The 23,626-nt window shown below is 68.3% G+C and carries 22 protein-coding genes and 1 pseudogene; 8 read left to right on the top strand and 15 right to left on the bottom strand.

Annotated features, from left to right (window positions below; genetic code table 11):
- Nucleotides 1-3: 3 nt before the first annotated feature.
- The 5 genes from A5744_RS15185 to A5744_RS15165 all read right to left on the bottom strand — a co-directional run bounded on the left by A5744_RS15185 (nt 4) and on the right by A5744_RS15165 (nt 3,410).
- Entirely contained in the window at nt 4-765 is a 762-nt protein-coding gene (locus A5744_RS15185; protein ID WP_076062342.1) for a lysophospholipid acyltransferase family protein, read from the bottom strand.
- A 100-nt stretch (nt 766-865) separates the two neighbouring features.
- A complete protein-coding gene (locus tag A5744_RS15180) occupies nt 866-1,261 on the bottom strand; it encodes a hypothetical protein (protein ID WP_076062340.1) in 396 nt (131 codons plus the stop codon).
- A complete protein-coding gene (locus A5744_RS15175) occupies nt 1,258-2,526 on the bottom strand; it encodes an ArsA family ATPase (protein ID WP_083679304.1) in 1,269 nt (422 codons plus the stop codon). Before A5744_RS15175 ends, A5744_RS15180 begins: the two co-directional genes overlap by 4 nt.
- Nucleotides 2,519-2,956, bottom strand: a complete 438-nt coding sequence (locus A5744_RS15170; RefSeq protein WP_076062336.1) for an SRPBCC family protein — start codon at nt 2,954-2,956, stop codon at nt 2,519-2,521. Before A5744_RS15170 ends, A5744_RS15175 begins: the two co-directional genes overlap by 8 nt.
- A 67-nt stretch (nt 2,957-3,023) precedes the next feature.
- Nucleotides 3,024-3,410, bottom strand: a complete 387-nt coding sequence (locus A5744_RS15165; RefSeq protein WP_076062429.1) for a polyketide cyclase / dehydrase and lipid transport — start codon at nt 3,408-3,410, stop codon at nt 3,024-3,026.
- A gap of 173 nt (nt 3,411-3,583) precedes the next feature.
- On the opposite strand from A5744_RS15165, the gene A5744_RS15160 reads away from it, so the two are divergent.
- Nucleotides 3,584-5,386: a long-chain fatty acid--CoA ligase gene (locus A5744_RS15160; RefSeq protein WP_076062334.1), complete on the top strand. Its 1,803-nt coding sequence runs from the start codon at nt 3,584-3,586 to the stop codon at nt 5,384-5,386.
- Nucleotides 5,387-5,408: 22 nt separating this feature from the next.
- On the opposite strand, the gene pimB is transcribed toward A5744_RS15160, so the two are convergent.
- The 4 genes from pimB to A5744_RS15140 form a co-directional block, all read right to left on the bottom strand.
- Nucleotides 5,409-6,551, bottom strand: a complete 1,143-nt coding sequence (gene pimB, locus A5744_RS15155) for a GDP-mannose-dependent alpha-(1-6)-phosphatidylinositol monomannoside mannosyltransferase (protein WP_076062332.1) — start codon at nt 6,549-6,551, stop codon at nt 5,409-5,411.
- 10 nt (nt 6,552-6,561) lie between these two features.
- Nucleotides 6,562-7,386, bottom strand: coding sequence for a hypothetical protein (locus A5744_RS15150; RefSeq protein ID WP_076062427.1), 825 nt, complete (start codon nt 7,384-7,386; stop codon nt 6,562-6,564).
- A 40-nt stretch (nt 7,387-7,426) separates the two neighbouring features.
- Nucleotides 7,427-8,581: a peptidoglycan hydrolase RipC gene (gene ripC / locus A5744_RS15145; RefSeq protein WP_076062331.1), complete on the bottom strand. Its 1,155-nt coding sequence runs from the start codon at nt 8,579-8,581 to the stop codon at nt 7,427-7,429.
- 186 nt (nt 8,582-8,767) lie between these two features.
- Nucleotides 8,768-9,022, bottom strand: a complete 255-nt coding sequence (locus A5744_RS15140) for a hypothetical protein (RefSeq protein ID WP_076062329.1) — start codon at nt 9,020-9,022, stop codon at nt 8,768-8,770.
- A 143-nt stretch (nt 9,023-9,165) separates the two neighbouring features.
- Between A5744_RS15140 and A5744_RS15135 the strand changes: the two are divergent.
- A pseudogene (locus A5744_RS15135) lies at nt 9,166-10,989 on the top strand (DEDD exonuclease domain-containing protein); the annotation flags it as partial.
- Here the strand turns inward: A5744_RS15135 and trpD are convergent.
- Nucleotides 10,927-12,024: an anthranilate phosphoribosyltransferase gene (gene trpD / locus A5744_RS25080; RefSeq protein WP_240563056.1), complete on the bottom strand. Its 1,098-nt coding sequence runs from the start codon at nt 12,022-12,024 to the stop codon at nt 10,927-10,929. The pseudogene A5744_RS15135 and the gene trpD overlap by 63 nt on opposite strands.
- Before the next feature lie 145 nt (nt 12,025-12,169).
- Here trpD and A5744_RS15125 point away from each other — a divergent pair, with 145 nt between their 5' ends.
- Genes A5744_RS15125 through A5744_RS15110 form a run of 4 tightly spaced genes read left to right on the top strand, consistent with a single transcriptional unit; the run spans nt 12,170 to nt 16,551 of the window.
- Nucleotides 12,170-12,781, top strand: a complete 612-nt coding sequence (locus tag A5744_RS15125) for a heme-copper oxidase subunit III (protein ID WP_076062325.1) — start codon at nt 12,170-12,172, stop codon at nt 12,779-12,781.
- Between the two features lie 34 nt (nt 12,782-12,815).
- Nucleotides 12,816-13,691 (top strand): cytochrome c, encoded by an 876-nt coding sequence (locus A5744_RS15120; RefSeq protein WP_139329372.1) that lies wholly within the window; start codon nt 12,816-12,818, stop codon nt 13,689-13,691.
- Complete coding sequence (locus A5744_RS15115) at nt 13,688-14,899, top strand: ubiquinol-cytochrome c reductase iron-sulfur subunit (RefSeq protein ID WP_076062424.1); 1,212 nt, start codon at nt 13,688-13,690, stop codon at nt 14,897-14,899. Before A5744_RS15120 ends, A5744_RS15115 begins: the two co-directional genes overlap by 4 nt.
- Complete coding sequence (locus A5744_RS15110; protein ID WP_076062321.1) at nt 14,896-16,551, top strand: cytochrome bc complex cytochrome b subunit; 1,656 nt, start codon at nt 14,896-14,898, stop codon at nt 16,549-16,551. Before A5744_RS15115 ends, A5744_RS15110 begins: the two co-directional genes overlap by 4 nt.
- 47 nt (nt 16,552-16,598) lie before the next feature.
- On the opposite strand, the gene A5744_RS15105 is transcribed toward A5744_RS15110, so the two are convergent.
- The 4 genes from A5744_RS15105 to A5744_RS15090 form a co-directional block, all read right to left on the bottom strand.
- Entirely contained in the window at nt 16,599-17,246 is a 648-nt protein-coding gene (locus A5744_RS15105; RefSeq protein WP_076062319.1) for a DUF2561 family protein, read from the bottom strand.
- Nucleotides 17,246-18,010, bottom strand: a complete 765-nt coding sequence (locus A5744_RS15100) for an MmpS family transport accessory protein (protein WP_076062317.1) — start codon at nt 18,008-18,010, stop codon at nt 17,246-17,248. Before A5744_RS15100 ends, A5744_RS15105 begins: the two co-directional genes overlap by 1 nt.
- A gap of 182 nt (nt 18,011-18,192) precedes the next feature.
- Nucleotides 18,193-18,612, bottom strand: coding sequence for a cytochrome c oxidase subunit 4 (locus tag A5744_RS15095; protein WP_076062315.1), 420 nt, complete (start codon nt 18,610-18,612; stop codon nt 18,193-18,195).
- Between the two features lie 13 nt (nt 18,613-18,625).
- Entirely contained in the window at nt 18,626-19,687 is a 1,062-nt protein-coding gene (locus tag A5744_RS15090; protein ID WP_076062313.1) for a cytochrome c oxidase subunit II, read from the bottom strand.
- A 131-nt stretch (nt 19,688-19,818) separates the two neighbouring features.
- On the opposite strand from A5744_RS15090, the gene asnB reads away from it, so the two are divergent.
- On the top strand, nt 19,819-21,765 hold the full coding sequence (gene asnB, locus A5744_RS15085; protein ID WP_076062311.1) for an asparagine synthase (glutamine-hydrolyzing): 1,947 nt from the start codon (nt 19,819-19,821) through the stop codon (nt 21,763-21,765).
- 69 nt (nt 21,766-21,834) lie between these two features.
- Here the strand turns inward: asnB and A5744_RS15080 are convergent, their stop codons facing one another.
- Nucleotides 21,835-22,809, bottom strand: coding sequence for a carbohydrate kinase family protein (locus A5744_RS15080; RefSeq protein ID WP_076062309.1), 975 nt, complete (start codon nt 22,807-22,809; stop codon nt 21,835-21,837).
- Nucleotides 22,810-22,991: 182 nt separating this feature from the next.
- Here A5744_RS15080 and A5744_RS15075 point away from each other — a divergent pair, with 182 nt between their 5' ends.
- On the top strand, nt 22,992-23,624 hold the full coding sequence (locus A5744_RS15075) for a hypothetical protein (protein WP_076062307.1): 633 nt from the start codon (nt 22,992-22,994) through the stop codon (nt 23,622-23,624).
- Nucleotides 23,625-23,626: the final 2 nt, after the last annotated feature.

Raw genomic sequence — 23,626 nt, 5'->3', positions numbered from 1 at the left:
GCGCTAGCCGACGGCGGTCTCGGGGATCCGAGCGGCCTCGGAGTTCGACTCCGGATCGGGCGAGTCATCGGTCGAGCCGTCGGTCGAGCCGTCGCCGCGTTCCTTGATGCTGGCGGCGTAGATGTCGACATACTCCTGGCCGGACAGCCCCATCAGCTCGTAGATCACCTCGTCGGTGACGGCCCGCTCGATGAAGCGATTGCCGGCGAGGCCTTCGAATCGGGAGAAGTCCATGGGCTTGCCGAAACGGACGGTGACCTTGCCGAATCGCAGCATCGTGGTGCCGGGCGGGTTGACGACGTTGGTGCCGATCATCGCCACCGGGATCACCGGGACGCCGGTTTGCAACGCCAGCCGGGCCAGGCCGGTCTTGCCCTTGTACAGCCGGCCGTCGGGCGACCGGGTGCCCTCGGGGTACATGCCCAGGAGCTTGCCCTGGGACAGCACGTGCTCGGCCGTGTTGAGCGCGGCCTGCGCGGCGTCGGCGCTGGAACGATCGATGGGCACCTGCCCGACGGCGGTGAAGAACCACCGGCTGAACCAGCCCTTGATGCCGGTGCCGGTGAAGTATTCGGACTTCGCCAGGAACGTGATGCGGCGGCGCACAACGAGGGGCAGGAAGAAGCTGTCCATCACGGCCAAGTGGTTACTGGCCAGTATTGCCGGGCCCGAACTCGGAACATGTTCCAGGCCTTCGATTTTCGGGCGGCCCAGCAGCGTCAGCAACGGGCCCAGGAGGACGTACTTGAACAGCCAGTACCACATGGCCCTCCCTCTCGCCCGACTCGATGATGGTGATGGTGATTCTGTTGGCGCCAACTGTACCGACCCGCAGCCCAAGGAACCACCTTCGGCTTCGAGCGGATCACTCCTCGACGGTGACTGGGATCGGCTGGTAACGCGTCTTGCCGGCGGCTTCCCCCGCGTCCGGCTCGGGCGAGACGCCGCCCCCGGGCGGTCCGTCCGGCGGCGGTTTCGGTGTTGGTTGGGAGGTCCGGTCGATGTCGTCGACGATGGCGCGGATGACCTCGAGCAACGCGATGCTGTGGTCGGCGATGACGGTGAGCAGCGGGTGCTGATCGCCGGTGGCGAGCGCGGCCAGGGCGCACACCGGGCACCACACCTGCTGGCACTTGCCGGTCCCGACGCCGGCGCCGGCCGTCAATGCGGCCGCCGTGCGCACCGCGGGGTCGATCCCGTCCAGGATCGCCTGGGCGAGCTTGCGCAGCTCGGGACCGAGTTCGGGATGAGCGCCATTCACTTAGGCCACACCTCCGGATCCGGTCGAAAGCGAACGGTCAGCTCACTGCCCCGCAGATGTGCGTCCAGCACCGTGCACCGCCGCAGTACCGACGCCAACCGAACCCTGCGCCGTAGCCCGCCAGCGCTGATGATCAAGTCGTCGTCGACCCGCCCCAACGACAGCGCGCCGGGATCGAGCTGGGGTAACGCTAGCCGCATTCGGTAGATGGACCCAAGTCCTGACCCGGATTCCAGGTCAACGATGGGACGCAGGGGCCCCGGCGGCGGCGCCCCGCGCCGGCGCCGGGCGCTGTCCAGCAGTCCGCCCAGCGCCTTGGCGCCGATCGGCTCGCCGGACAGGTGTGGGGTCAGCACCAGGGCCACGTCCCCGATGGTGGCGTCGAGTTCGTCGAGCACCGAATGTTGTTCGGAGATGCGTTCGGCATACCAGTAGAAGGCCGGGTGGTCGGGCAGGTTGTGGTATTCGTACGACTCGTCTTCGGTCAGCACCTGATTGACGATCAGCTCCTCGACGCGGACGCCCATCAGCGCCAGCGAGCCCAGCGTCCGCACCGCCTCGGCCGCGACCACCCGCTCGGGGGTCAGGACCAGGTGGGCGCTGACCTGCCCGCCGTCCGTCAGCAGGGCGCCGAGCGCGTCCACGCTGGCGCTGATGCGTTCCAGCAGCTCCACGACCGCCGCGGACCGGGTGTCGTCGGCGGTCACGGACAGCCGGCGATGGCGCGGCCACGCGCGCTCCACGTACAGCCCGAAGGTGGCGGGCAACGTCAGCATTCGCAGCGCGTCCGCCGTCGAGGCGCAGTCGACGACGATGCGGTCCCATCGTCCGGACGCCGCGAGCTCGCCGACCGCGTGCAGACCGAGCACCTCCTGGATGCCCGGCAGCGCCGAGAGTTCTTCGGGCGCAATGCTGCTCAGCTCGGAGTCGGGGAACCGTCGATCCAGCGCATCGACCGCGTCGCGCCACCGGTCCTCGAGCAGCGCCAGGGTGTCCAATGCCAGCGCGTCGAGGAAGCCGCCGCCGGCCGCGGCGTCCCCGGTATCGAGGTCGGCGAGCACCCGAACCGGATCCTCGCGACCGCTCGGCGGTACCGGGACACCGAGCACGTCGCCCAGCGAATGCGCCTGATCGGTGGACACCACCAGCACCCGGCCGCCCTCGCTCGCGTCACCGACCGCGGTGGCACATGCCAGGGTGGATTTTCCTACCCCGCCCTTCCCGACGAAGAGACTGATCCGGGCGGGCTCAGCAGACTCACTCAGCCTCGACTCGTTTCTTCAGATCCTTTAAAGCGGTGTCGGTCAGCCTGCGCTCGGCCTTGCGTTTGAGCATGCCGATCATCGGCAGAGCCAGATCCACCGAGAGCTCGTAGGTGACATCGGTGCCAGATCCCTTGGGCGCCAAGCGATATGAGCCTTCAAGGGAGCGCAGTAGCGAACTGGAGACCAGGGTCCAGCTCAGCGACTTGCGGTCGGCGGGCCACTGGTAGGACATGACCATGGTGTCCTTGATGATGCCCGCGTCCATGACGAACCGCACCACCTTCGGGTAGCCGTCGGTGCCTCTTTCCTGCACCTCGGCTTCCTTGTACTCCGAGATCCATTCCGGGTAGGAATCGATGTCGGCGATCACCTCGAGCACCTTGCCCGGGTCGGCGTCGATGTGAATGGTTTGCGTCGTCTTCTCCGCCACCTGGCTGCTGCCCTCTCTGCCGTAAGCGGTCCGAAACGGTACTCCCCGTGCGAAACGTTGACCGCAGTTAAACTACCGGAGAACCGACCGCGCGTGACCGTTCCAGCGTCGTCTTGATCTCAAAGGCCATTTTCTTACCCGCCACCCGACGGCGGTGCGTCATTTTCGGCAAGTTCAGCTTGGCCAGCTGCCAAGCGGCGACACCGGTCGGCTCGGCGTGCAGGAAGTAATGCAGCACGACCCCATCCAGCGACGGTTCCAGCCAGATCTCCATTGTGCCGGTCAGCGCGCCCGTCACCGTCCAGCGGATGCCCTTTTCCGCGCGATCCTCCACGACCTGCAGCCGCAGATCGGGCCACCACCGACGCCAGTTCGACCGATCGGCTACCGCGGCACCTACCCGCGCACCGTCGGCCGCGACGAACGTCTGGTCGGCGATCTGGATGCTGTGCATCGCCACAGCTTCACACACCCGTCCCGGACGCCCGGCAACGACCTCGGGGCAATCGTGCGGCAATGGTGGTGCCACCCCACCCGACCGCCGCCGTGCTGGGCGAACACTCGGATTAGGCTGGGCGACAGCAAGCCGGCCCCCGGCAACGTCACCAGGTCAAATGAGGTCATCAAGTGCGTGAGTACAGCGTCCCCGCCCGCTTCTCCGTCGGCGAGCGCGACAATGTCGCGGCCATGGTCTTCGAGCATGAGCGCGACGACCCCAGCTTTGTCATCTACCAACGCCAGATCGACGGGGTCTGGACCGACGTCACGTGCGCCGAGGCTGCCGATCAGATTCGTTCTGCGGCATTGGGTTTGATCTCGCTTGGGGTGCAGGCCGGTGACCGGGTATCGATCTTTTCCGCCACCTGCTACGAGTGGGCGATCCTCGACCTGGCGATCTTGGCGGTGGGGGCCGTGACGGTGCCGATTTACGAGACGTCGTCGGCCGAGCAGGTGCGCTGGGTGCTGCAGAATTCCGAGGCGGTGCTGGCGTTCGCCGAAACCGACGAACACGCCGCGATCGTCACCGAGCTGACCGGCGAGCTTCCGGCGCTGCGCCGGGTGCTGCACATCAACGGTTCCGGTCCCAAGGCGCTCGACCAGCTCGTCGAGGCCGGGGCATCGGTCGACCCGGCCGAGCTGACGGCCCGGCTCGCCGGGTTGCGGGCCCAGGACCCGGCGACGCTCATCTACACCTCGGGCACCACGGGACGGCCCAAAGGCTGCCAGCTCACCCATTCCAATCTGCTGCATGAGATCAGGGGCACGCAGGAGTGCCTGCCGACGTTGCTGCAGGAGGGCCAGCGGCTGCTGGTTTTCCTGCCGCTCGCCCACGTGCTGGCCAGGGCGCTGACGCTGTCGGCGTTCGCCAGCAAGCTCACCGTCGGATTCACCAGCGACATCAAGAACCTGCTGCCGCTGTTCAGCGTGTTCAAACCGACCGTGGTGGTCTCGGTTCCCCGGGTGTTCGAGAAGGTCTACAACACCGCCGAGCAGAACGCCGTCAACGGCGGCAAGGGCTGGATCTTCAAGCGTGCGGCGCAGACCGCGGTCGACTGGAGCCAGGCCTTCGACGACGGCCGGCCGGGGCCGCTGCTGCGCGCCAAGCACGCCGTGTTCGACCGGCTGGTCTATCACAAACTGCGCGCCGCGCTGGGCGGCGACTGCCACGCCGCCGTCTCCGGTGGCGCGCCGCTGGGGGCGCGGCTGGGCCACTTCTACCGCGGCGTGGGCCTGACTGTCTACGAGGGCTACGGCCTGACCGAGACCAGCGCGGCCATCACGGTCAACCAGATCGACGGGCTCAAGATCGGAACCGTCGGAAAGCTGGTGCCCGGCAACAGCCTGCGCATCGCCGAGGACAAGGAACTGTTGGTCCGCGGCGGCGTGGTGTTCAGCGGCTACTGGCGCAACGAGCAGGCCACCGAGGAGGCGTTCAGCAACGGCTGGTTCAAGACCGGCGATCTCGGCGCGGTCGACGACGACGGCTTCTTGACGATCACCGGCCGCAAGAAGGAAATCATCGTCACCGCGGGCGGCAAGAACGTCGCTCCCGCGGTGCTCGAGGACCAGCTGCGGGCGCACCCGCTGATCAGCCAGGCGATGGTCGTCGGGGATGCCAAGCCGTTCATCGGCGCCCTGATCACCATCGACCCCGAGGCGTTCGACGGCTGGAAGCAGCGCAACAGCAAGGCGGACGGCGCCTCGGTGGGCGACCTGACCACCGATCCCGATCTGATCGCCGAGGTGGACGCGGCCGTGAAGAAGGCCAACCTGTCGGTGTCACATGCCGAGTCGATCCGCAAATTCCGGATCCTGCCGGTCGATTTCACCGAGGACACCGGCGAACTGACGCCGACGATGAAGGTCAAGCGCAACGTGGTGGCCGAGAAGTTCGCCTCCGACATCGAGGCGATCTACGACAAGGACTAGCGGCCCAGGATTTACCGAAGCACTAGCCGCGCAGCAGGTCGGCCAGCCGAGCCGCCAGCGTGTCCCAGCGCCACTGCGACATCACCCATTCGCGACCGGCGGCGCCCATCGCGGCGGCGCGGTCGCGATCGGTCAGCAACTCGGTGACGGCGTCGGCCACCTTGTCCACCGAACGGCCGTCGACCACTAACCCAGTCTTGTTGTGCTGCACCGCTTCTGGGGCTCCACCCGATTGCCCGGCAATGACCGGTACGCCGGTGGCCGAAGCCTCCAGAAAGACGATGCCCAAGCCCTCGACGTCCATGCCCGCGCCGCGGGTGCGGCACGGCATCGCGAACACGTCGGCCAGCGCGTGGTGGGCGGCCAGTTCGGCGGCCGGCACGCCGCCGGTGAAGGTCACGTGGTCGGCCACCCCGCACTCGCGGGCCAGCTTCTGCAACTCCTGCAGGTATGGGCCACCGCCGACGATCACCAGGGCCGCTCCGTCGACGCGTCGCCGGATCGACGACAGCGCCCTGATCAACACGTCCTGGCCTTTGCGCGGGACCAGCCGCGACAGGCACACCACGGTGGGCCGCTCGCCCAGCCGGTAGCGGCTGCGCAGCTCGGCGCGGGCGGCCGGGTCGGGCCGGAACCGGTCGGTGTCCACGCCCGACGGCAGGTACTCCAGCGACGCCGCGGGGCCGAAGGCCGTCGCGAACCGGGACCGGGTGTAGCGGCTGACGAAGGTCACGACGTCGGTGCCGTCACCGATGCGGCGCAACACCGATCGGGCCACCGGAAGCATCGACCAGCCCACTTCGTGGCCGTGCGTGCTGGCCACCACCCGGGTAGCACCCGCCTGCCGGGCGCGCGGGGCCAGCAGGGCCAGCGGCGCGGCCGCACCGAACCATACGGTCTCGATGCCGTGCTCGGCGATCAGCCGGCGCATGCGCGCATCGACGGCCGGGCCGGGCAGCATCAGGGTGCCCGGGTGGCGCACGACTCGATAACCCGCGGCCGCGGCCGTCTCGTCGAACGCGTCGGCGCCCTTCCATTGCGGCGCATACACCGTCACCGAATGCGAGCCGGCATCCACAATCCGGCCGACGAACTCCCCCAGGTAGGACTGGATGCCGCCGCGTCGGGGCGGAAAGTCGTTGGTTACCAGCAGGACCCGACTCACCTGCGACAGGCTATAGGACCAGCCAATGCTTCCAGCGGGCGAGCAGTGCGGCCGGGTCGGTGCCGAGGACGTCGCGCACGGCGGCGGGGACGTCCGCATGCCCGGCCCCGCACGCGGCCAGGTAGAACGCCCGCAGCTTCGCGGCCCCGTAGGTATCGGCGACGAAGCGGGCGAACCACCATGCGCGGTCATACCCCGACGAACGCTGCGGGCCGGGGGTATCCAGATCGGCGTCCGACGGCAGGGCCACGACGGCCTCGGCCGCCTCGGCGGGCACCGGGCCGGGTGGCCGTGCGACGAAATCGGCGACCCCTTCGGTCAGCCACCTGGGCGCGTCCAGGGCGGTGTCGATGCGCGCCGCGTAGTGAAAAAGCTCGTGGGTCAACACTATTCGCAGTGCGGGTTCGGTCATGTTGGCCGCGCCCGGCGCGAATACGATCCGCTGGCCGACCGCCGCCCGGTGCGCGGGATCGACGCGGTCGACGACCGTCACCGCCGCGATGTCGGCCCATTGTTCGGCCGGGCCGCCGCCGGCGGCGGCGCGAAACTCGTCGTCCGAGCCGGTGGCGACCACCGAGATGTCGCGCGGCCAATCGATCCCCCAAAAGGCCTCGACGGCGTCGACCGCCGTGCCGATGTTCGACGCGATGCGCGACAGCAGACGATCGGTGGCCGGACCGCCGCCACCGAGCAGACGGACCGCCCGGTCGCGGACCACCATCGGCGCGGACGCGGCCGGCGGTGTGGGTCGTTGCGGGGCATCGGGCGCCGAGTGGACTACCGACTGGGATGCCGCGGCCGCGACGAACTCACCAACAAAGACACAGGCCAGCAGGATTTTCAAGCCTCGCCGGCGGCTGGGCCGGCCCCGGCGCTCAGTAGCGGCGGGCGTCGTGGACCGGGCCAGCGGAATTCATCGGCACCACCCGCACGGGCTGGCCGTAGGTGGAGGAATGGATCACCATGCCGTCGCCGACGTAGAGGCCGCTGTGTGACGCGTCGTTATAGAAGGTCACCACATCGCCGGGCTGCAGATCCGACAGCGCCACCGGCTGACCGCCTTGGGCCTGCGCCTGGCTGGAGTGCGGCAGCGAGATGCCGGCCTGCTGGAAGGCCCACATCACCAGTCCCGAGCAGTCGAACCCGCCGGGCGCCGCACCACCCCACACATAGGGCGAGCCGACCTGCGTCAGCGCCGCCTGCACAACCGTCGCGCGGTCACCGCCGCCGACGCCGCCGCCGGGCTGTGGTCCGAACAGTCCGCCGGGGGGTGGAGCCTCGCCCGGCGCAGGGCCGCCGGGCTGCGGCGCACCGGGCGGCAACGCGTCCGGTGCCGGCGCGCCGGGTGCCGGAGCAGCCGCGGGGACGGGCCCGGGGTCGGCGAGCGCGGTCTTCTGGCCTGGCGACAGGGACATGTACTGCGATTTGACGACGGCGATCTGCACCTGCAGCTGGCTCTGCTTGGACTGCAGGCTGGCCCGTACCGCGGCCGCCTGCTCGGCCGCGCTCTTGGCGTCGGCGGCGGACTTCGCGGATGCCTGCTCGGCCTTGGCGGCCTGCTCGCCGGCCATCCGGAAACCCGCCATCTGCTCGCGCATTTGAGTCGCCATCAGCCGCTGCACGGCCATCTTGTCGATCAGCCCCTGCGGCGATCCCGCGGTCAGCATGGCCTCCATGCCGTCGACGCGGCCACCCATGTAGGTCGCGGCGGCGAGCTTGTTGACGGCGGTCTGGAAGGTGGCCAGCTTGGCCTTGGCCCCGTCGACCGCGGCCTGGTCGTCGGCGTGCTTCTTCTCCGCCGCCCGCTGCGCCCCCAACTTCGCGTTCAGGTCGAGCTGGGCGCTGTGCATCGCCTCGGTGGTCCGCTCAGCCTGACGCGATAGCTCATTGAGCTTCGCCATCGCGTCGTCCGCAGGATCGGCCGCCGCGCTCGCGGCGAGGGCGCCCGCTAGAACCGTCGAGCCCGCCAGTATCCCGACCACCAAACGTGTGAGGGCACGCGCAATCGGATACTCAGAGCCGAAACTCAAGATTTGCTTCCTTAAACGGCCATCGACGCATCGCGGTCGAGCTGGTTTAGGTCTCAAACAGGTTACGAAACGATATAGGTGTTTGTCTAAACCAGATCGTTAAGAAATTAGAAAGAATTCTGTCAATTCTTTGTGAACGACAACCGGTGTGCGGCTACCATCCAGGAGTTTTGGCGCACAGGGCAATTACGCCACCCCGGAGCCGCGATCGCGGTGGATCGGGACCAGCCGCAACCGAGGCGCCAGCCCGACTTCGGCGAGCACGTCCAGCGCGGCGCGTTCATCCTCCAACAAAGTTTCCGGTATCCCGAGTAGCACGCTGACCACACAATCGCGGCAGCCCGGACCGCGCACCGCGCAGTCGTCGCAGTCGATCACCACCGGTTCGCCGTGCGCGGACGTCGCAATGCGGGTGTGGTCGGGGCCGCTGCTGTGTGCCATCGGATCGGTCCTCTCGCTTGCGCTCCGGTCGGGCTGTCCACACGCTAACCGCGGACACCGACAACTTTCGGCGCCCGACTCCCCCGACTCCGCCCGGCGTGGGAACACGGCCGGTGTCGGTGCGGGTGCTTAACGTCACGCACATGGGTGTGACTGGTGGGACTCAGCTGAGTTTCGCCGGCCCGGACTGGACGCCCACCGACGAAATCCCGTTGCGTGAAACCACCTTTGTCGTGGTGGATCTGGAGACCACCGGCGGGCGCACTCGGGGCAGCGATGGAACACCGCCCGACGCGATCACCGAAATCGGGGCGGTGAAGGTCCGCGGCGGCGTCGTGCTCGGCGAGTTCGCCACCCTGGTCGACCCCCAGCGCAGCATCCCGCCCCAGATCGTGCGGCTCACCGGGATCACCACGGCGATGGTGTGCGACGCCCCGACCATCGACGCCGTGCTGCCGATGTTTCTGGAGTTCGCCGGCGGCTCGGTGTTGGTCGCCCACAACGCCGGGTTCGATGTCGGATTCCTGCGGGCCGCCGCGCAGCGCTGCGAAATCCCTTGGCCCCGACCGCAAGTGCTGTGCACGGTCCGGCTGGCCCGTCGGGTGTTGAGCCGCGAGGAGGCCCCCAGTGTGCGGCTGGCCGCGCTGGCGCGGCTGTTCGCCGTCGCCGCACAGCCCACGCACCGGGCCCTCGACGACGCCCGCGCGACCGTCGACGTGTTGCATGCCCTGATCGAGCGGGTGGGCAATCAGGGTGTGCACACCTTTGCCGACCTGCGCTCGTATCTGCCCGACGTGACCCCGGCCCAGCGTCGCAAAAAGGTGCTCGCCGATCCCCTGCCGCACCGCCCCGGGGTCTACCTGTTTCGCGGGCCGGCCGGCGAGGTGCTCTACGTTGGGACGGCCGTCGACCTGCGCCGCCGGGTGAGCCAGTACTTCACCGGGGCCGATCCCCGCGGCCGGATGAAGGAGATGGTCTCGCTCGCCACGGCGGTCGACCACGTCGAGTGCGCGCACCCGCTCGAGGCCGGCGTGCGCGAACTGCGGATGCTGGCCGCGCACGCCCCGCCCTACAACCGCCGCTCGCGGTTCCCGCACCGGTGGTGGTGGGTGACGCTGACGGACGAGGCGTTTCCGCGCTTGTCGGTGGTGCGCTCGCCGCGCCACGACCGCGCCGTCGGCCCGTTTCGGTCTCGCGCCGATGCCGCCGAAACCGCCGGCCTGCTCGCGCGGTTCAGCGGAATCCGAACCTGCACCGCACGGCTCGCGCGCGGTGCGCGCCATGGGCCGGCCTGTCCCGAGGCCGAGGTGTCGCCCTGTCCCGCCGCCCGCGACGTCACGGCCACTCAATACGCGGCGGCCGTGGCCCGCGCCGCCGCCCTGATCGACGGCCTGGACAACGGCGCGCTGAACGACGCGGTGCGTCAGGTCAGTGTGCTCGCCGAGCGTCGCCACTACGAGAGCGCCGCACGATTGCGCGACCGCACCGCCACCGCCGTCGAAACCCTGTGGCGCGGGCAGCGGCTGCGGGCCCTCGCCGCGGTGGGCGAGCTGATCGCCGCCGCACCGGACGGCAACGGCGGCTACCACCTGGCCGTCATCCGCTGCGGCCAGCTCGCCGCGGCGGGCAACGCCAGACGAGGGGTGCCGCCGATGCCGGTCGTCGACGCCATCGCGGCTGGCGCGCAATCGATCCTGCGCGCCCAGGCCCCGCTGGGCGGCGCGCTGGTCGAGGAGACCGCCCTGATCGCGCGCTGGCTGGCGAACCCGGGCGTGCGCGTCGTGCGGGTGGCCGGCGACGACGGCTGGGCCTCGCCGCTGCGGTCGGCCGGACCCTGGGCGGCCTGGGCGGCCGCGGCGCGCTCGGCGCGGCTGGCATGCGAGCAGGCCCTCCGGGATTGGGACTCAGAGCTGCTCGCCGAACCGCACCCAACGCGCGAGCAGCTGTTCGGCCGCGCCGGTGTCGATGGCGGCGCGGGCGCGGGACAACCCGTCCTCCCACGCCGGCAACCATTCGGCGCGGCTGGATAGCCCGGCATGGGCGACGATGGCGCCGGCGGCGTTGAGGACGACGGCATCCCGGACCGGTCCCGCGGCGCCGGCCAGCACCGCGCGCGCCTCCGCCGCGTTGGCTTGCGCGTCGCCGCCCAGCAGCTCACCGAGTTCGGCGCGGGCGAACCCGAATCCGGCGGGATCGAAGGTCAGCCGGTCCACCGTGCCCGCCTGCACTCGCCAGATGGTGCTCGTGGTGGTCGTCGTCAGCTCATCGAGCCCGTCGTCGCCATGCACCACCAGCACACTGGAGCCCCGCGCGGCGAACACCCCGGCCATCACCTCGGCCAGCTCGGCGAACGCGCAGCCGATCAACCCGGCCCGCGGCCACGCCGGATTGGTAAGGGGCCCAAGGAGATTGAACACCGTGGGCACTCCGATCTCGCGGCGCACCGCGGACGCGTGCCGGTACGACGGATGGAACACCGGCGCAAAGCAGAACCCGATCCCGACTTCGGCGAGACTGCGCGCGACCTGCTCGGGCCCGAGGTCGATGCGCACCCCGAGCGCCTCCAGCGTGTCGGCGCCGCCCGAGAGCGACGATGCCGCGCGGTTGCCGTGCTTGACCACCGGCACGCCCGCGGCCGCGACCACGATCGCCGCCATAGTGGACAGGTTGACGGTGTTGACCCCGTCCCCGCCGGTGCCGACGATGTCGACGGTGTCGTCGCGGATCGCGTCGGCGGGCATCCGCAGCGCGTGGCTCAGCATGACGTCGGCCAGCTCGCTGACCTCCGCCGAGGTCGGGCCCTTCATCTTCATCGCCACCGCGAACGCGGCGATCTGGGCCGGCGCCGCGTTTCCCGTCATGATTTGGTCCATCGCCCAGGCGGCCTGACCCCGGGTGAGCTCCCGCCCGTCCGTCAGGCGAGCCAAGACCTGCGGCCATGACGACGCCGAGCCGGCGGGGCCGGGTGCGGACCCCCCGGGAGGCGAAGTCTCGGATGACAGAGCCACGCGCTGATGGTCCCACGAGTACCAACCGCCCCCCAACCGCCGCCGGAGGCAGGCCGAGAGCGGCGCCGGCACGACGCGCGAAACGCCAATTTCAGACCCGGGTAGAGTTCGACAACTACAAAGCGTCATACTTGCGGATGTGACCAGCGCTGTGGGGACCTCGGGTACTGCGATCACGTCACGGGTGCATTCGCTCAATCGCCCAAACATGGTCAGTGTCGGCACCATAGTGTGGCTTTCCAGCGAGCTGATGTTCTTTGCTGGACTGTTCGCGTTCTACTTCACGGCCCGCGCGCAGGCCGGCGGGAACTGGCCGCCGCCACCGACAGAGCTGAATCTGTACCAGGCCGTCCCGGTGACGCTGGTGCTGATCGCCTCGTCTTTCACCTGCCAGATGGGGGTTTTCGCGGCCGAACGCGGCGACGTTTTCGGGCTGCGCCGGTGGTACGTGATCACCTTCCTGATGGGCTTGTTCTTCATCCTGGGTCAGGCCTACGAGTACTACCACCTGACCACGCACGGCACGACGATCCCCAGCAGCGCCTACGGCAGCGTGTTCTACCTGGCCACCGGCTTCCACGGGTTGCACGTCACCGGCGGGCTGATCGCATTCATCTTCCTGCTGGCGCGCACCGCGATGACCAAGTTCACCCCGGCGCAGGCGACCGCCAGCATCGTCGTCTCCTACTACTGGCATTTCGTGGACATCGTGTGGATCGCGCTGTTCACCGTGATCTATTTCATCCGATGAAGGCCGGCGCTTTCGCAGGGGCTTTGAAAGAGGAATGAACAGGAGTGCTCGGTTGAAGCGACTGAGGTCTATCCGATCCGGTGGCAGCAAGCCCCGGGGTCCGCGGAGTGATCGCGCGCGGCGGCGGTTGCGCCGCCGATTGTCGGGCGGCCTGCTGCTGCTGATCGCGCTTACCGTGGCCGGCGGGCTGGCCGCGGTGCTGACCCCCCGGCCGCAGGTGGCCGTTGCCGATGAGTCGTCCTCGGCGCTATTGCGCACCGGCAAACAGCTTTTCGACACTTCCTGTGTGTCGTGCCACGGCGCTAACCTGCAGGGCGTGCCCGACCACGGGCCAAGCCTGATCGGGGTCGGCGAGGCGGCCGTCTACTTCCAGGTGTCGACCGGACGGATGCCCGCCATGCGCGGTGAGGCCCAGGCCCCGCGCAAAGACCCGGTCTTCGACGAGGCGCAGATCGACGCCATCGGCGCCTACGTGCAGGCCAACGGCGGCGGCCCGACCGTGACCCGCAACCCCGACGGCAGCGTCTCGATGCGGTCGCTGCGCGGGAACGACCTGGGCCGCGGCGGCGACCTCTTCCGGCTCAACTGCGCGTCGTGCCACAACTTCACCGGGAAGGGCGGGGCGCTGTCGTCCGGCAAGTTCGCGCCCGACCTCGGGCCCGCCAATGAGCAGCAGATCCTCGACGCGATGCTGACCGGCCCGCAGAACATGCCGAAATTCTCCGACCGCCAGCTTTCCTTCGAGGCCAAGCGAGACATCATCGGCTACGTGCGGACGGTCGCCGAAGAGCGCCAGCCGGGCGGCTACGGCCTCGGTGGCTTCGGACCCGCGCCCGAGGGCATGGCGATGTGGATCATCGGGATGGTCGCCGCCATCGGGCTGGCACTGTGGATTGGGGCGCGATCATGAGCGACGGCTCGAACATCCCCACCGGCTCCGACACCGACAGGGGCGCCGGGCCGGCCCAGGAGCCCAATGAGGCTGCGCTGGCCGAGATGTCGAATGACGAACTGGTGGCGCTGGGCGGCAAGATCGACGGCGTCGAGACCGTCTACAAGGAGCCCCGCTGGCCGGCCACAGAGACCAAGGCCGAGAAGCGCGCCGAGCGGGGTGTGGCCCTGTGGCTGTTGCTCGGCGGTTTCTTCGGGCTGGCGCTGCTGCTGATCTTCCTGTTCTGGCCATGGGAATACAAGCCGAGGGAAGCCGCGGGCAGCTTGTGGTACTCGCTGACCACACCGCTGTACGGCCTGACGTTCGGGCTGTCCATCCTGGCGATCGCCGTCGGGGCGCTGCTGTTCCAGAAAAGGTTTATCCCAGAAGAGATTTCGATCCAGGAACGCCACGACGGCGCCTCCCGCGAAATCGACCGCAAGACGGTGGTGGCGAACCTCACCGACGCCTATCAGGGTTCGACGATCGGGCGCCGCAAGCTCGTGGGGCTGTCGCTGGGCTTGGGCTTGGGCGCATTCGGCCTCGGCACCCTGGTGGCGTTCGCGGGCGGCCTGATCAAAAACCCTTGGAAACCGGTGGTGCCCACCGCGGATGGCAAGAAGGCCGTGCTGTGGACGTCCGGCTGGACGCCGCGCTACCACGGCGAGACCATCTATCTCGCGCGAGCCACCGGTTCGACCGACAGCGCGCCGTTCGTCAAAATGCGCCCGGAAGACATGGACGCGGGCGCAATGGAGACGGTGTTCCCGTGGCGGGAGTCCGACGGCGACGGCACCACCGCGGAATCGCACGAAAAGCTCACCGCGATCAAGCTGGGTGTGCGAAATCCGGTGATGCTCATCCGGATCCGGCCCACCGACATGTCCCGCGTGGTCAAGCGGCAGGGCCAGGAAAGCTTCAACTTCGGCGAGTTCTTCGCATTCACGAAGGTGTGCTCGCATCTGGGTTGCCCGTCGTCGCTGTACGAGCAGCAGTCCTACCGGATCTTGTGCCCGTGTCACCAATCGCAGTTCGACGCACTGCATTTCGCCAAGCCGATCTTCGGCCCGGCGGCGCGTGCGTTGGCGCAACTGCCGATCACCATCGACACCAACGGGTATCTGGTCGCCAACGGCGACTTCATCGAGCCCGTCGGACCGGCATTTTGGGAGAGGACGACGACATGAGTCCCAAACTGAGTCCACCGAAGATCGGCGATGTCCTGGCCAAACAGGGCGAGGACATCGACACCCGCTATCACCCGTCGGCGGCCGTGCGCAGACAGCTCAACAAGGTCTTCCCGACGCACTGGTCGTTCCTGCTCGGCGAGATCGCGCTCTACAGCTTCATCGTGCTGCTGCTGACCGGTGTGTATCTGACGCTGTTCTTCGACCCGTCCATGACCGAGGTCACGTACAACGGTGTCTACCAACCACTTCGCGGTGTCGAGATGTCGCGCGCCTACGAAACGGCGCTCAACATCTCGTTCGAAGTCCGGGGTGGCCTGTTCGTCCGACAGGTCCACCACTGGGCCGCGTTGATGTTCTCCGCGGCGATCATGGTGCACCTGGCCCGCATCTTCTTCACCGGAGCGTTCCGCCGGCCGCGCGAGGCCAACTGGGTCATCGGCTCGCTGCTGCTGATCCTGTCCATGTTCGAGGGCTACTTCGGTTACTCGCTGCCCGACGACCTGCTGTCGGGCATCGGGCTGCGGGCCGCGCTCTCGTCGATCACCCTGGGCATGCCGGTGATCGGAACCTGGCTGCACTGGGCGCTTTTCGGCGGCGACTTCCCGGGTGACATCCTGATCCCGCGCCTCTATGCGATCCACATCCTGCTGATACCGGGAATCATCCTGGCGCTCATCGGATTACATCTGGGATTGGTGTGGTTCCAGAAGCACACCCAGTTCCCCGGCCCGGGCCGCACCGAGCACAACGTCGTCGGCGTGCGCGTGATGCCGGTGTTCGCCGTCAAGTCCGGCGCGTTTTTCGCCGCCATCGTCGGTGTGCTGGGCCTGATGGGTGGGCTGCTGCAGATCAACCCGATCTGGAACCTGGGTCCCTACAAGCCATCCCAGGTGTCGGCCGGTTCACAGCCCGACTTCTACATGATGTGGACCGAGGGCCTGGCCCGCATCTGGCCGCCGTGGGAGTTCTACTTCTGGCACCACACCATCCCCGCCCCAGTCTGGGTGGCGCTCATCATGGGCCTGGTTTTCGTCCTGCTGACCATCTATCCGTTCCTGGAGAAGCGATTCACCGGTGACTACGCGCACCACAACCTGCTGCAGCGACCGCGGGACGTCCCGGTGCGCACGGCGATCGGTGCGATGGCGATCTCCTTCTACATGGTGCTGACCCTGGCTGCGATGAACGACATCATCGCGTTCAAGTTCCACATCTCGCTGAATGCGACGACGTGGATCGGGCGCATCGGGATGGTGATCCTGCCGCCGTTCATCTTCTTCATCACCTACCGCTGGTGCATCGGCCTGCAGCGCAGTGACCGCGCGGTGCTCGAGCACGGCGTCGAGACCGGCATCATCAAGCGGCTGCCGCACGGCGCCTACATCGAGCTGCATCAGCCGCTGGGTCCGGTCGACGCTCACGGCCACCCGATACCGCTGGAGTACCAGGGCGCGCCCGTGCCCAACAAGATGAACCGGCTGGGCTCGGGCGGAACGCCGGGTCACGGCAGCTTCTTGTTCGCCGATCCGCCGTCCGAGGACGCGGCGCTACGCGAGGCGACCCACGCTGCCGAACAACGCGCCCTGACCGCGCTGCGGGAGCACCAGGACAGCATCGTCGGTTCCAACGGCGAGCACGGCGAGCACTAGCCGGGCGACGCAAGGGTCCTGCCGAGTCGTCCTGGCGCTAAGGGCGATCAGCGCTCGGCGGCGAGGCCGCGCAGTTGCCTCACATAGAACCACTCGACCGCCGGCATCGCCGCGGTGACGAGCCCGGCCAGCACGTAGCCGGCCCATGACGCGCCGTCGTGACCGACTGCCATCAGGTACGTCGCGGCCGCGACCGCGATCAGCGCGGCACCCATCGTGCCCGCCAGGATCACCGTGCCGCGCAACCAGACCCGGTCCACCGCCGCGCCGGACCACTCGGCCGCCGGCTCCGCGGACTGCACGGTGTGCGCGCGTGCGCGTTCCGTCGCGGTGCGTGCGCCGGGCCCGCCCGGCCGCAGCGCGGTTCTCCCCAGCGCGCGCGCCGGGGCGGTCGCCGACCGGACGGCCGGATCGGCCTGAGCCATGCGCCGAGCCCGCACCAGCACCGGGATCGCGCCGGCGATGATCAGCGCGGAAACGACGATCACGGCATACAACACCCACGTGGTGTGCGAGCCGCCCCCGGCCGTTCGGTGAAAGCCGCGGCCGAGATCGGACAGCGCGACGGCGGCGGCCACGCTGACGCCCAGCAACACCAGCCAGATCGCCGCGCACGCCCCGATCACGATGCGGTCGATGACCTCCGGCGGGATGGTGTCCGATCCGCGCCGGTAGGCGGAGTATCTGCTGACCATCAGCAGCTCGTCTGCGGTGAGTCGTTGTTGTTCGACGACAGCACCGCCCCGTCGCTGGTGGTGATCGAGCAATTGAGCCTGCTGAGCCGGAACAGACTGGACGCCTGCACCGATCCGACGTCCGACGTCGAGATCGGTGTCACCGTCATCGACCACGGGATGTACACATTGTGCTGGGTGCGAGACCGTCCGGAGGCGTCGACGTAGGTCACCGAAATGATGTCGCCCGGCGCTTTCGTGCCGGTCACCGAGTAGGTGACTTGCCGCGGCCCGGGCGGTGGCGGCGTGGTGGTCGTGATCTCGTCCTGCACCGGCGGCGTGGACGACATGGTGGTGGCGGGGTTGGCGAGCTTGTTGGTGTCGGTGCGCGTAACCAGCAGCGACACCGAGACCACCAGCGCGATCGCCGCGACGATCGCGGCAACGCCCACGATCCACGGCCACCGCGGGGCGGCATGTTCGTCGCCGTGGTCGGCCGACGCGTCGTAGCCGTCGTAGTCGTACAGCGCCATGTCCGCCGGCACATAGGGGCCGGTCACGAAATGCTCGGACTCCGGTGCGGAGTAGGCCCGCGAATACGCGTCCGTCTGGCCCGTGTCGTCCGCGGCCGCCAGTTCGGCGCTGTCGTCGAACCGTCGCTCGTCGGGTTCAGCGAGGGGTTCCGCTTCGTCGCCGGGCGCGCCGCCGGAATCGGGTTCGTGGCTGAGCTCGCTGGCGGATTCGGGTTCCTCAGGTTCCCGTCCCGGGGGTTTCGGCCCGTTCATGTCTGTCTGCCCTGTCCAACTGCCTCACCAGCGCGCGGGGCTCTACGGTCGAGCCGTTGTGCGCGCGCTCGGGAAATTGTCATTGTGCCTGGGCAAACCCTACCGAACCGAGTGGGGCAATTGACTTTAGCGGCGGGGCCGCCGGTCAACTGATGCCCGGATTGTGACCTTCGAGTCGCAATTCAGTGCTTCTCGGGACCCAGGTAGTACTCGAACACCAGACCCGCCGCCGTCGCAAGGACGAACACGACTCCGGCGACGATCAACCACGGCAGCCACAACGCGATACCGACCGCGGCCACCGAGCCGGACAGCGCGACCAGGATCGGCCACCAACTGTGCGGCGCGAAGAACCCCAATTCGCCTGCACCGTCGCTGATCTCGGCGCCCTCGTAGTCCTCAGGCCGGGTGTCGAGACGGCGGGCGACGAAGCGGAAGAAAGTCGCCACGATCAGCGCCAGACCGCCCGTCAGCGCCAGCGCGGTGGTCCCCGCCCACTCCTCGCCGCCGGTGGCGAACATCGCGGTCAGCACCCCGTACAGCACCGCCGTGACCAAGAAGAACGCGGCGACGAACTCGAACAGCCTCGCTTCGATGTGCATTGAGTGTCCTAACCTACTGGCTTGCCGTCATTTCGCCGCGGCGGGTTTCGAACGGGTGGGTGGTCACGGCTACCGGGGACTGGTTGATCGCCTGCAACGCCTGGGCGTTGGTTTTCCCGTCGATCCGTTGCTGCAGGTAGGCCTTGAAATCGTTGGGTTGGACCACGCGAACCTCGAAGTTCATCATCGAGTGATACGTGCCGCACATCTCGGCACAGTGCCCGACGAATGCCCCGGTCTTGGTGATCTCTTCGACCTGGAACACGTTGACGGAGTTGTTCGCGACGGGGTTGGGCATCACGTCGCGCTTGAACAGGAATTCGGGCACCCAGAACGCGTGCACGACGTCGGCCGACGCCATCTGGAATTCGATGCGCTTGCCGGCCGGCAACACCAGCACCGGAATTTCGGTGCTGGTTCCCAGGGTCTCGACCCTGTCGAAGTTCAGGTAGGTCCGGTCCTCGGTGTTGAGGCCTCGCACGGGGCCCACGAGCTCCTCGCCGTGCTTGTCCTTGCCCTCGGGCTTGGACACCATCGCCTTCTTCTTGGCCTCGTCGGCGCCCTCGTAGGTCAGCGTGCCGTCTTTGAAGTTGACCCTCTGGTAGCCGAACTTCCAGTTCCACTGGAAGGAGGTGATGTCGATCACGACCTCGGGGTCCTTGGCCAGATGCAGCATCTTCTCCTGAACCACGACCGTGAAGTAGAACAGCACCGAGATGATCAGGAACGGCGTGACGGTGAGCACGAGCTCCAGTGGCATGTTGTAGCCGAACTGACGGGGCAGCTCGGTGTCGGTCGCCTTCTTGCGGTGGAAGGTAGCGGACCAGAAGATCAGGCCCCACACGATGACGCCGACGACCAGCGAGGCGATCACCGCGCCGATCCACAGCTCGCGGTTGAGGTGGGCCTCCGGGGTGATGCCCTCCGGCCAGCCCATGGCCAGCGCCTCCGACCAGCTGCATCCGCTCAGGCTCACCGCCAGCACGCCCAGCATCAGGGCCAGCGCCAGCGGCCGAAGGCCGGAGAACCTGCGCTGCGACAAACGTTGCGAACGGGCCTGCTCGCGAGGTGTCACGTTGGCGCCTCCTGCTTGGAAAATCGAATACTACGCAGCGTAGACCACGCCACTCAGCGCGGCGACGAAACCCCGGCCCGCCGCGGCCGCGCGGCGTCGCGCCGCGCAAAAGTGCGGCATACTGGGGCGCCGTGTGTGGTCTGCTGGCGTTCGTCGCGGCCCCGGAGGGCGCCGACGCCGCCCGAGCCGATGCCGAGGTCGCCCGCGCCTTGCACCTGATGCGGCATCGCGGACCCGACGAGCCGGGCACGTGGGCCGACCCGGGCGCCGACGGATCCGTCGTGTTCGGCTTCAACCGGCTGTCCATCATCGACATCGCCCATTCCCATCAGCCGCTGCGCTGGGGACCACCGGAGGCGCCCGACCGCTACGTGCTGGTGTTCAACGGCGAGATCTACAACTACCTGGAGCTGCGCGACGAGCTGGCCGCTGTCCACGGAGCCGCCTTCGCCACCGAGGGTGACGGTGAGGCGATCGTCGCGGGCTTCCACCACTGGGGCACCGGCGTCGTGACACGGCTGCGCGGCATGTTCGCCTTCGCATTATGGGACACCGTCAAGCGCGAATTGTTCTGCGCGCGTGACCCTTTCGGCATCAAACCGCTTTTCACGGCCACCGGCCCTGGCGGCACCGCGGTGGCCAGCGAGAAGAAATGCCTGCTGGATCTGGCCGAGTTGATCGGCTTCGACACCACCATCGACGAGCGGGCGGTGCAGCACTACACGGTGCTGCAGTACGTCCCGGAGCCCGAGACGCTGCACCGCGGGGTGCGACGCCTGGAATCGGGCTGTTACGCCATGATCCGTCCCGGGCAGCTCGAGCCCGAGGTCACCCGCTACTTCGTGCCGCGGTTTGCCGCCACGCCGATCACCCGCGATACCGAACAGGCCCGCTACGACGAAATCACCGCGGTGCTCGAGGATTCGGTGGCCAAGCACATGCGCGCCGACGTGACCGTCGGCGCGTTCCTGTCCGGCGGGATCGACTCCACCGCGATCGCGGCGCTGGCCATCCGGCACAATCCCCGGCTGATCACGTTCACCACCGGCTTCGAGCGTGAAGGGTTCTCCGAGATCGACGTGGCGGTGGCCTCCGCGGAGGCGATCGGTGCCCGCCACATCGCCAAGGTCGTGACCCCCGACGAGTTCGTCGCCGCCCTGCCCGAGATCGTGTGGTACCTCGACGAACCCGTCGCCGACCCCGCGCTGGTGCCGCTGTTCTTCGTCGCCCGCGAGGCCCGCAAGCACGTCAAGGTGGTGCTGTCGGGTGAGGGGGCCGACGAGCTATTCGGTGGCTACACGATCTATCGGGAACCGCTGTCGCTCAAGCCCTTCGAGTATCTGCCGCGGCCGCTGCGCCGTTCGATGGGCAAGGTGTCCAAGCCGTTGCCGGAGGGCATGCGCGGCAAGAGCCTGCTGCACCGCGGATCGCTCACGCTCGAGGAGCGCTACTACGGCAACGCCCGCAGCTTCTCCGATGCGCAGCTGCGCGACGTGCTGCCGGGATTCCGCGATGAGTGGACCCATACGGATGTGACCGCGCCGATCTACGCCGAATCGCGCGGCTGGGACCCGGTGGCCCGCATGCAGCACATCGACCTGTTCACCTGGCTGCGCGGCGACATCCTGGTAAAGGCCGACAAGATGACGATGGCCAACTCGCTGGAGCTCCGGGTGCCGTTCCTGGATCCCGAGGTGTTCGCGGTGGCCTCGCGGCTGCCGGTAGCGGCGAAAATCACACGAACGACCACGAAGTACGCGCTGCGGCGCGCCCTGGAGCCAATCGTCCCGGCGCACGTGCTGCACCGGCCCAAGCTCGGGTTTCCGGTCCCGATCCGGCATTGGCTGCGCGCGGGCGAACTCGTCGAGTGGGCCTACGCGATGGTGGACTCGTCGCAGGCCGATCACCTGGTCAACACCGCCGCAGTGCGCCGGATGCTCGACGAACACCGAAGCGGCAGCAGCGATCACAGCCGCCGGCTATGGACGGTGCTGATCTTCATGCTCTGGCACGCGATTTTCGTCGAGCACAGCGTGGTACCCGAGATCCGCGAGCCGCTCTACCCGGTGCAGTTGTAACCGCGAGCAGACGCAGAATCGCACGCGGACGGGCCGCGCAATGCGATTCTGCGTCTGCTCACACTCGAATCAGGCCAGTACGGCGGCGATCTCGTCGGCCGCGTCGTCGCCGTACGCGCCGGCCAGCCGGCTCTTCGCGACCGCGTGGTCCCAGGTCCACTCCTGGGTTCCCGTCGACTCCAGCACCAGCACGGCGACCAGCGACCCCAGCTGCGCCGAACGCTCCACGGTCAGGCCCGCGCTGCGCCCGGTGAGGAACCCGGCCCGGAACGCGTCGCCCACGCCGGTGGGGTCGACCTGGCTGGTTTCGGGCACCACGTCGACGTGGACGGTGGTGCCGTCGCGGTCGACCACGTCCACGCCCTTGGCGCCCAGCGTCGTCACCCGCAGGCCGACCTGCGCCATCACGTCTTCCTCCGACCAGCCCGTCTTGGACCGCATCAGGTCCCACTCGTAGTCATTGGTGAACAGGTAGGTGGCGCCGTCGACGAGCTTGCTGATCTCGGCTCCCGACAGCCGGGCCAGCTGCTGGGACGGGTCTGCGGCGAAGGGCAGCCCGAGCTCACGGCACTCCTCGGTGTGCACCACCATCGCGTCCGGGTCGTTGGCCCCGATGATCACCAAGTCCGGGGTGCCGATGCCCGAAACGACGTCGGCGAGCTTGATGTTGCGGGCCTCCGACATCGCGCCCGGATAAAACGAGGCGATCTGGGCCATGTCGATGTCGGTGGTGCACACGAACCGCGCCGTGTGCGCGGTCTCGGAGATCAGCACGTGGTCGCAGTTGACGCCGTGGCCCTGCAACCAGTCGCGGTAGTCGCCGAAGTCGTCGCCCGCCGCGCCGACCAGCGCGACGTCACCACCCAGCACGCCGATGGCGTAGGCGATGTTTCCGGCCACGCCGCCGCGGTGAATAACCAGGTCGTCGACGAGAAAACTGAGCGATACCTTCTGCAGGTGCTCGGGCAGTAGCTGTTCGGAAAATCGGCCGGGAAACCGCATCAAGTTATCGGTCGCAATCGAACCAGTCACCGCGATCGTCACGAAATCTCCATCCCTCGTTAGTAAGGTTATCTAGCTTACTCAGGCATATCCACTGTCGTTGCGCCCGCGGTCGGCGCGCGCGGCCGTGCGCTAGCCTGCCAAGGGAACTCACTCAAGTCGCCGGGACCCGAATACTCGGGCGCTATCGGTTCGTGTCCCGTCTACCACCGTAGGAGAACCACATGGGCGGTCCGCACCCGCCGAACCACGCTGTCGGCGCCGACGGACCCGCGCCCTACGCGCAGCCGGTCGAGTTCCCGCAGGAGCCCGGTGCCGGCGACCCCACCTTCGCGCCGCCGCCGTCCCCGCCCCAGGGATATCCCAAGCGGCGGTCCAAGCGGCGATGGATCATCGGCGTTTTGCTGGCCTTCGTGCTGGTCGCCGCGACGACGGTGGCGATCGTGTTCGGGGTCCGCACGAACGGGGCCAGTACCGGCGCCGCGTTCTCCGAGGCATCGGCCAAGTCGGCCATACAGGGTTACCTCGACGCGCTCGAGCGCCGCGACACCGACAACATCGTCCGCAACGCGCTGTGCGGCCTGTACGACGCCGTGCGCGACAAGCGGTCCGACCAGGCATTGGCCAAGCTGAGCAGCGACGCGTTCCGCAAGCAGTTCTCCGAGGTCGAGGTGACCTCGGTCGACAAGATCGTGTTTCTGTCGCAGTACCAGGCCCAGGCGCTGTTCACGATGAAGGTGTCACCCGCGGCCGGCGGCCCGATGCGCGGCGACGTGCAGGGCGTCGCGCAGCTGCTTTTCCAGCGCGGTGAGACGCTGGTGTGCTCGTACGTGCTACGTACCGGGGGCTCGTACTAGCC

Origin of the sequence: Mycobacterium sp. IS-1264 (assembly GCF_001954195.1) — a bacterium.
Taxonomy (GTDB): domain Bacteria; phylum Actinomycetota; class Actinomycetes; order Mycobacteriales; family Mycobacteriaceae; genus Mycobacterium.
Note: the sequence above shows the minus strand (reverse complement) of the source record. Positions and strands in the feature narration are given on the sequence as shown.

What these genes read in the sequence shown, in the direction of transcription:
- A5744_RS15185 (WP_076062342.1), bottom strand. Translation starts at nt 765, where the DNA reads ATGTGGTACTGGCTGTTCAAGTACGTCCTCCTGGGCCCGTTGCTGACG.
- A5744_RS15165 (WP_076062429.1), bottom strand. Translation starts at nt 3,410, where the DNA reads ATGCACAGCATCCAGATCGCCGACCAGACGTTCGTCGCGGCCGACGGT.
- A5744_RS15140 (WP_076062329.1), bottom strand. Translation starts at nt 9,022, where the DNA reads ATGGCACACAGCAGCGGCCCCGACCACACCCGCATTGCGACGTCCGCG.
- A5744_RS15120 (WP_139329372.1), top strand. Translation starts at nt 12,816, where the DNA reads ATGAACAGGAGTGCTCGGTTGAAGCGACTGAGGTCTATCCGATCCGGT.
- A5744_RS15115 (WP_076062424.1), top strand. Translation starts at nt 13,688, where the DNA reads ATGAGCGACGGCTCGAACATCCCCACCGGCTCCGACACCGACAGGGGC.
- A5744_RS15110 (WP_076062321.1), top strand. Translation starts at nt 14,896, where the DNA reads ATGAGTCCCAAACTGAGTCCACCGAAGATCGGCGATGTCCTGGCCAAA.
- A5744_RS15105 (WP_076062319.1), bottom strand. Translation starts at nt 17,246, where the DNA reads ATGGTCAGCAGATACTCCGCCTACCGGCGCGGATCGGACACCATCCCG.
- A5744_RS15100 (WP_076062317.1), bottom strand. Translation starts at nt 18,010, where the DNA reads ATGAACGGGCCGAAACCCCCGGGACGGGAACCTGAGGAACCCGAATCC.
- A5744_RS15095 (WP_076062315.1), bottom strand. Translation starts at nt 18,612, where the DNA reads ATGCACATCGAAGCGAGGCTGTTCGAGTTCGTCGCCGCGTTCTTCTTG.
- A5744_RS15075 (WP_076062307.1), top strand. Translation starts at nt 22,992, where the DNA reads ATGGGCGGTCCGCACCCGCCGAACCACGCTGTCGGCGCCGACGGACCC.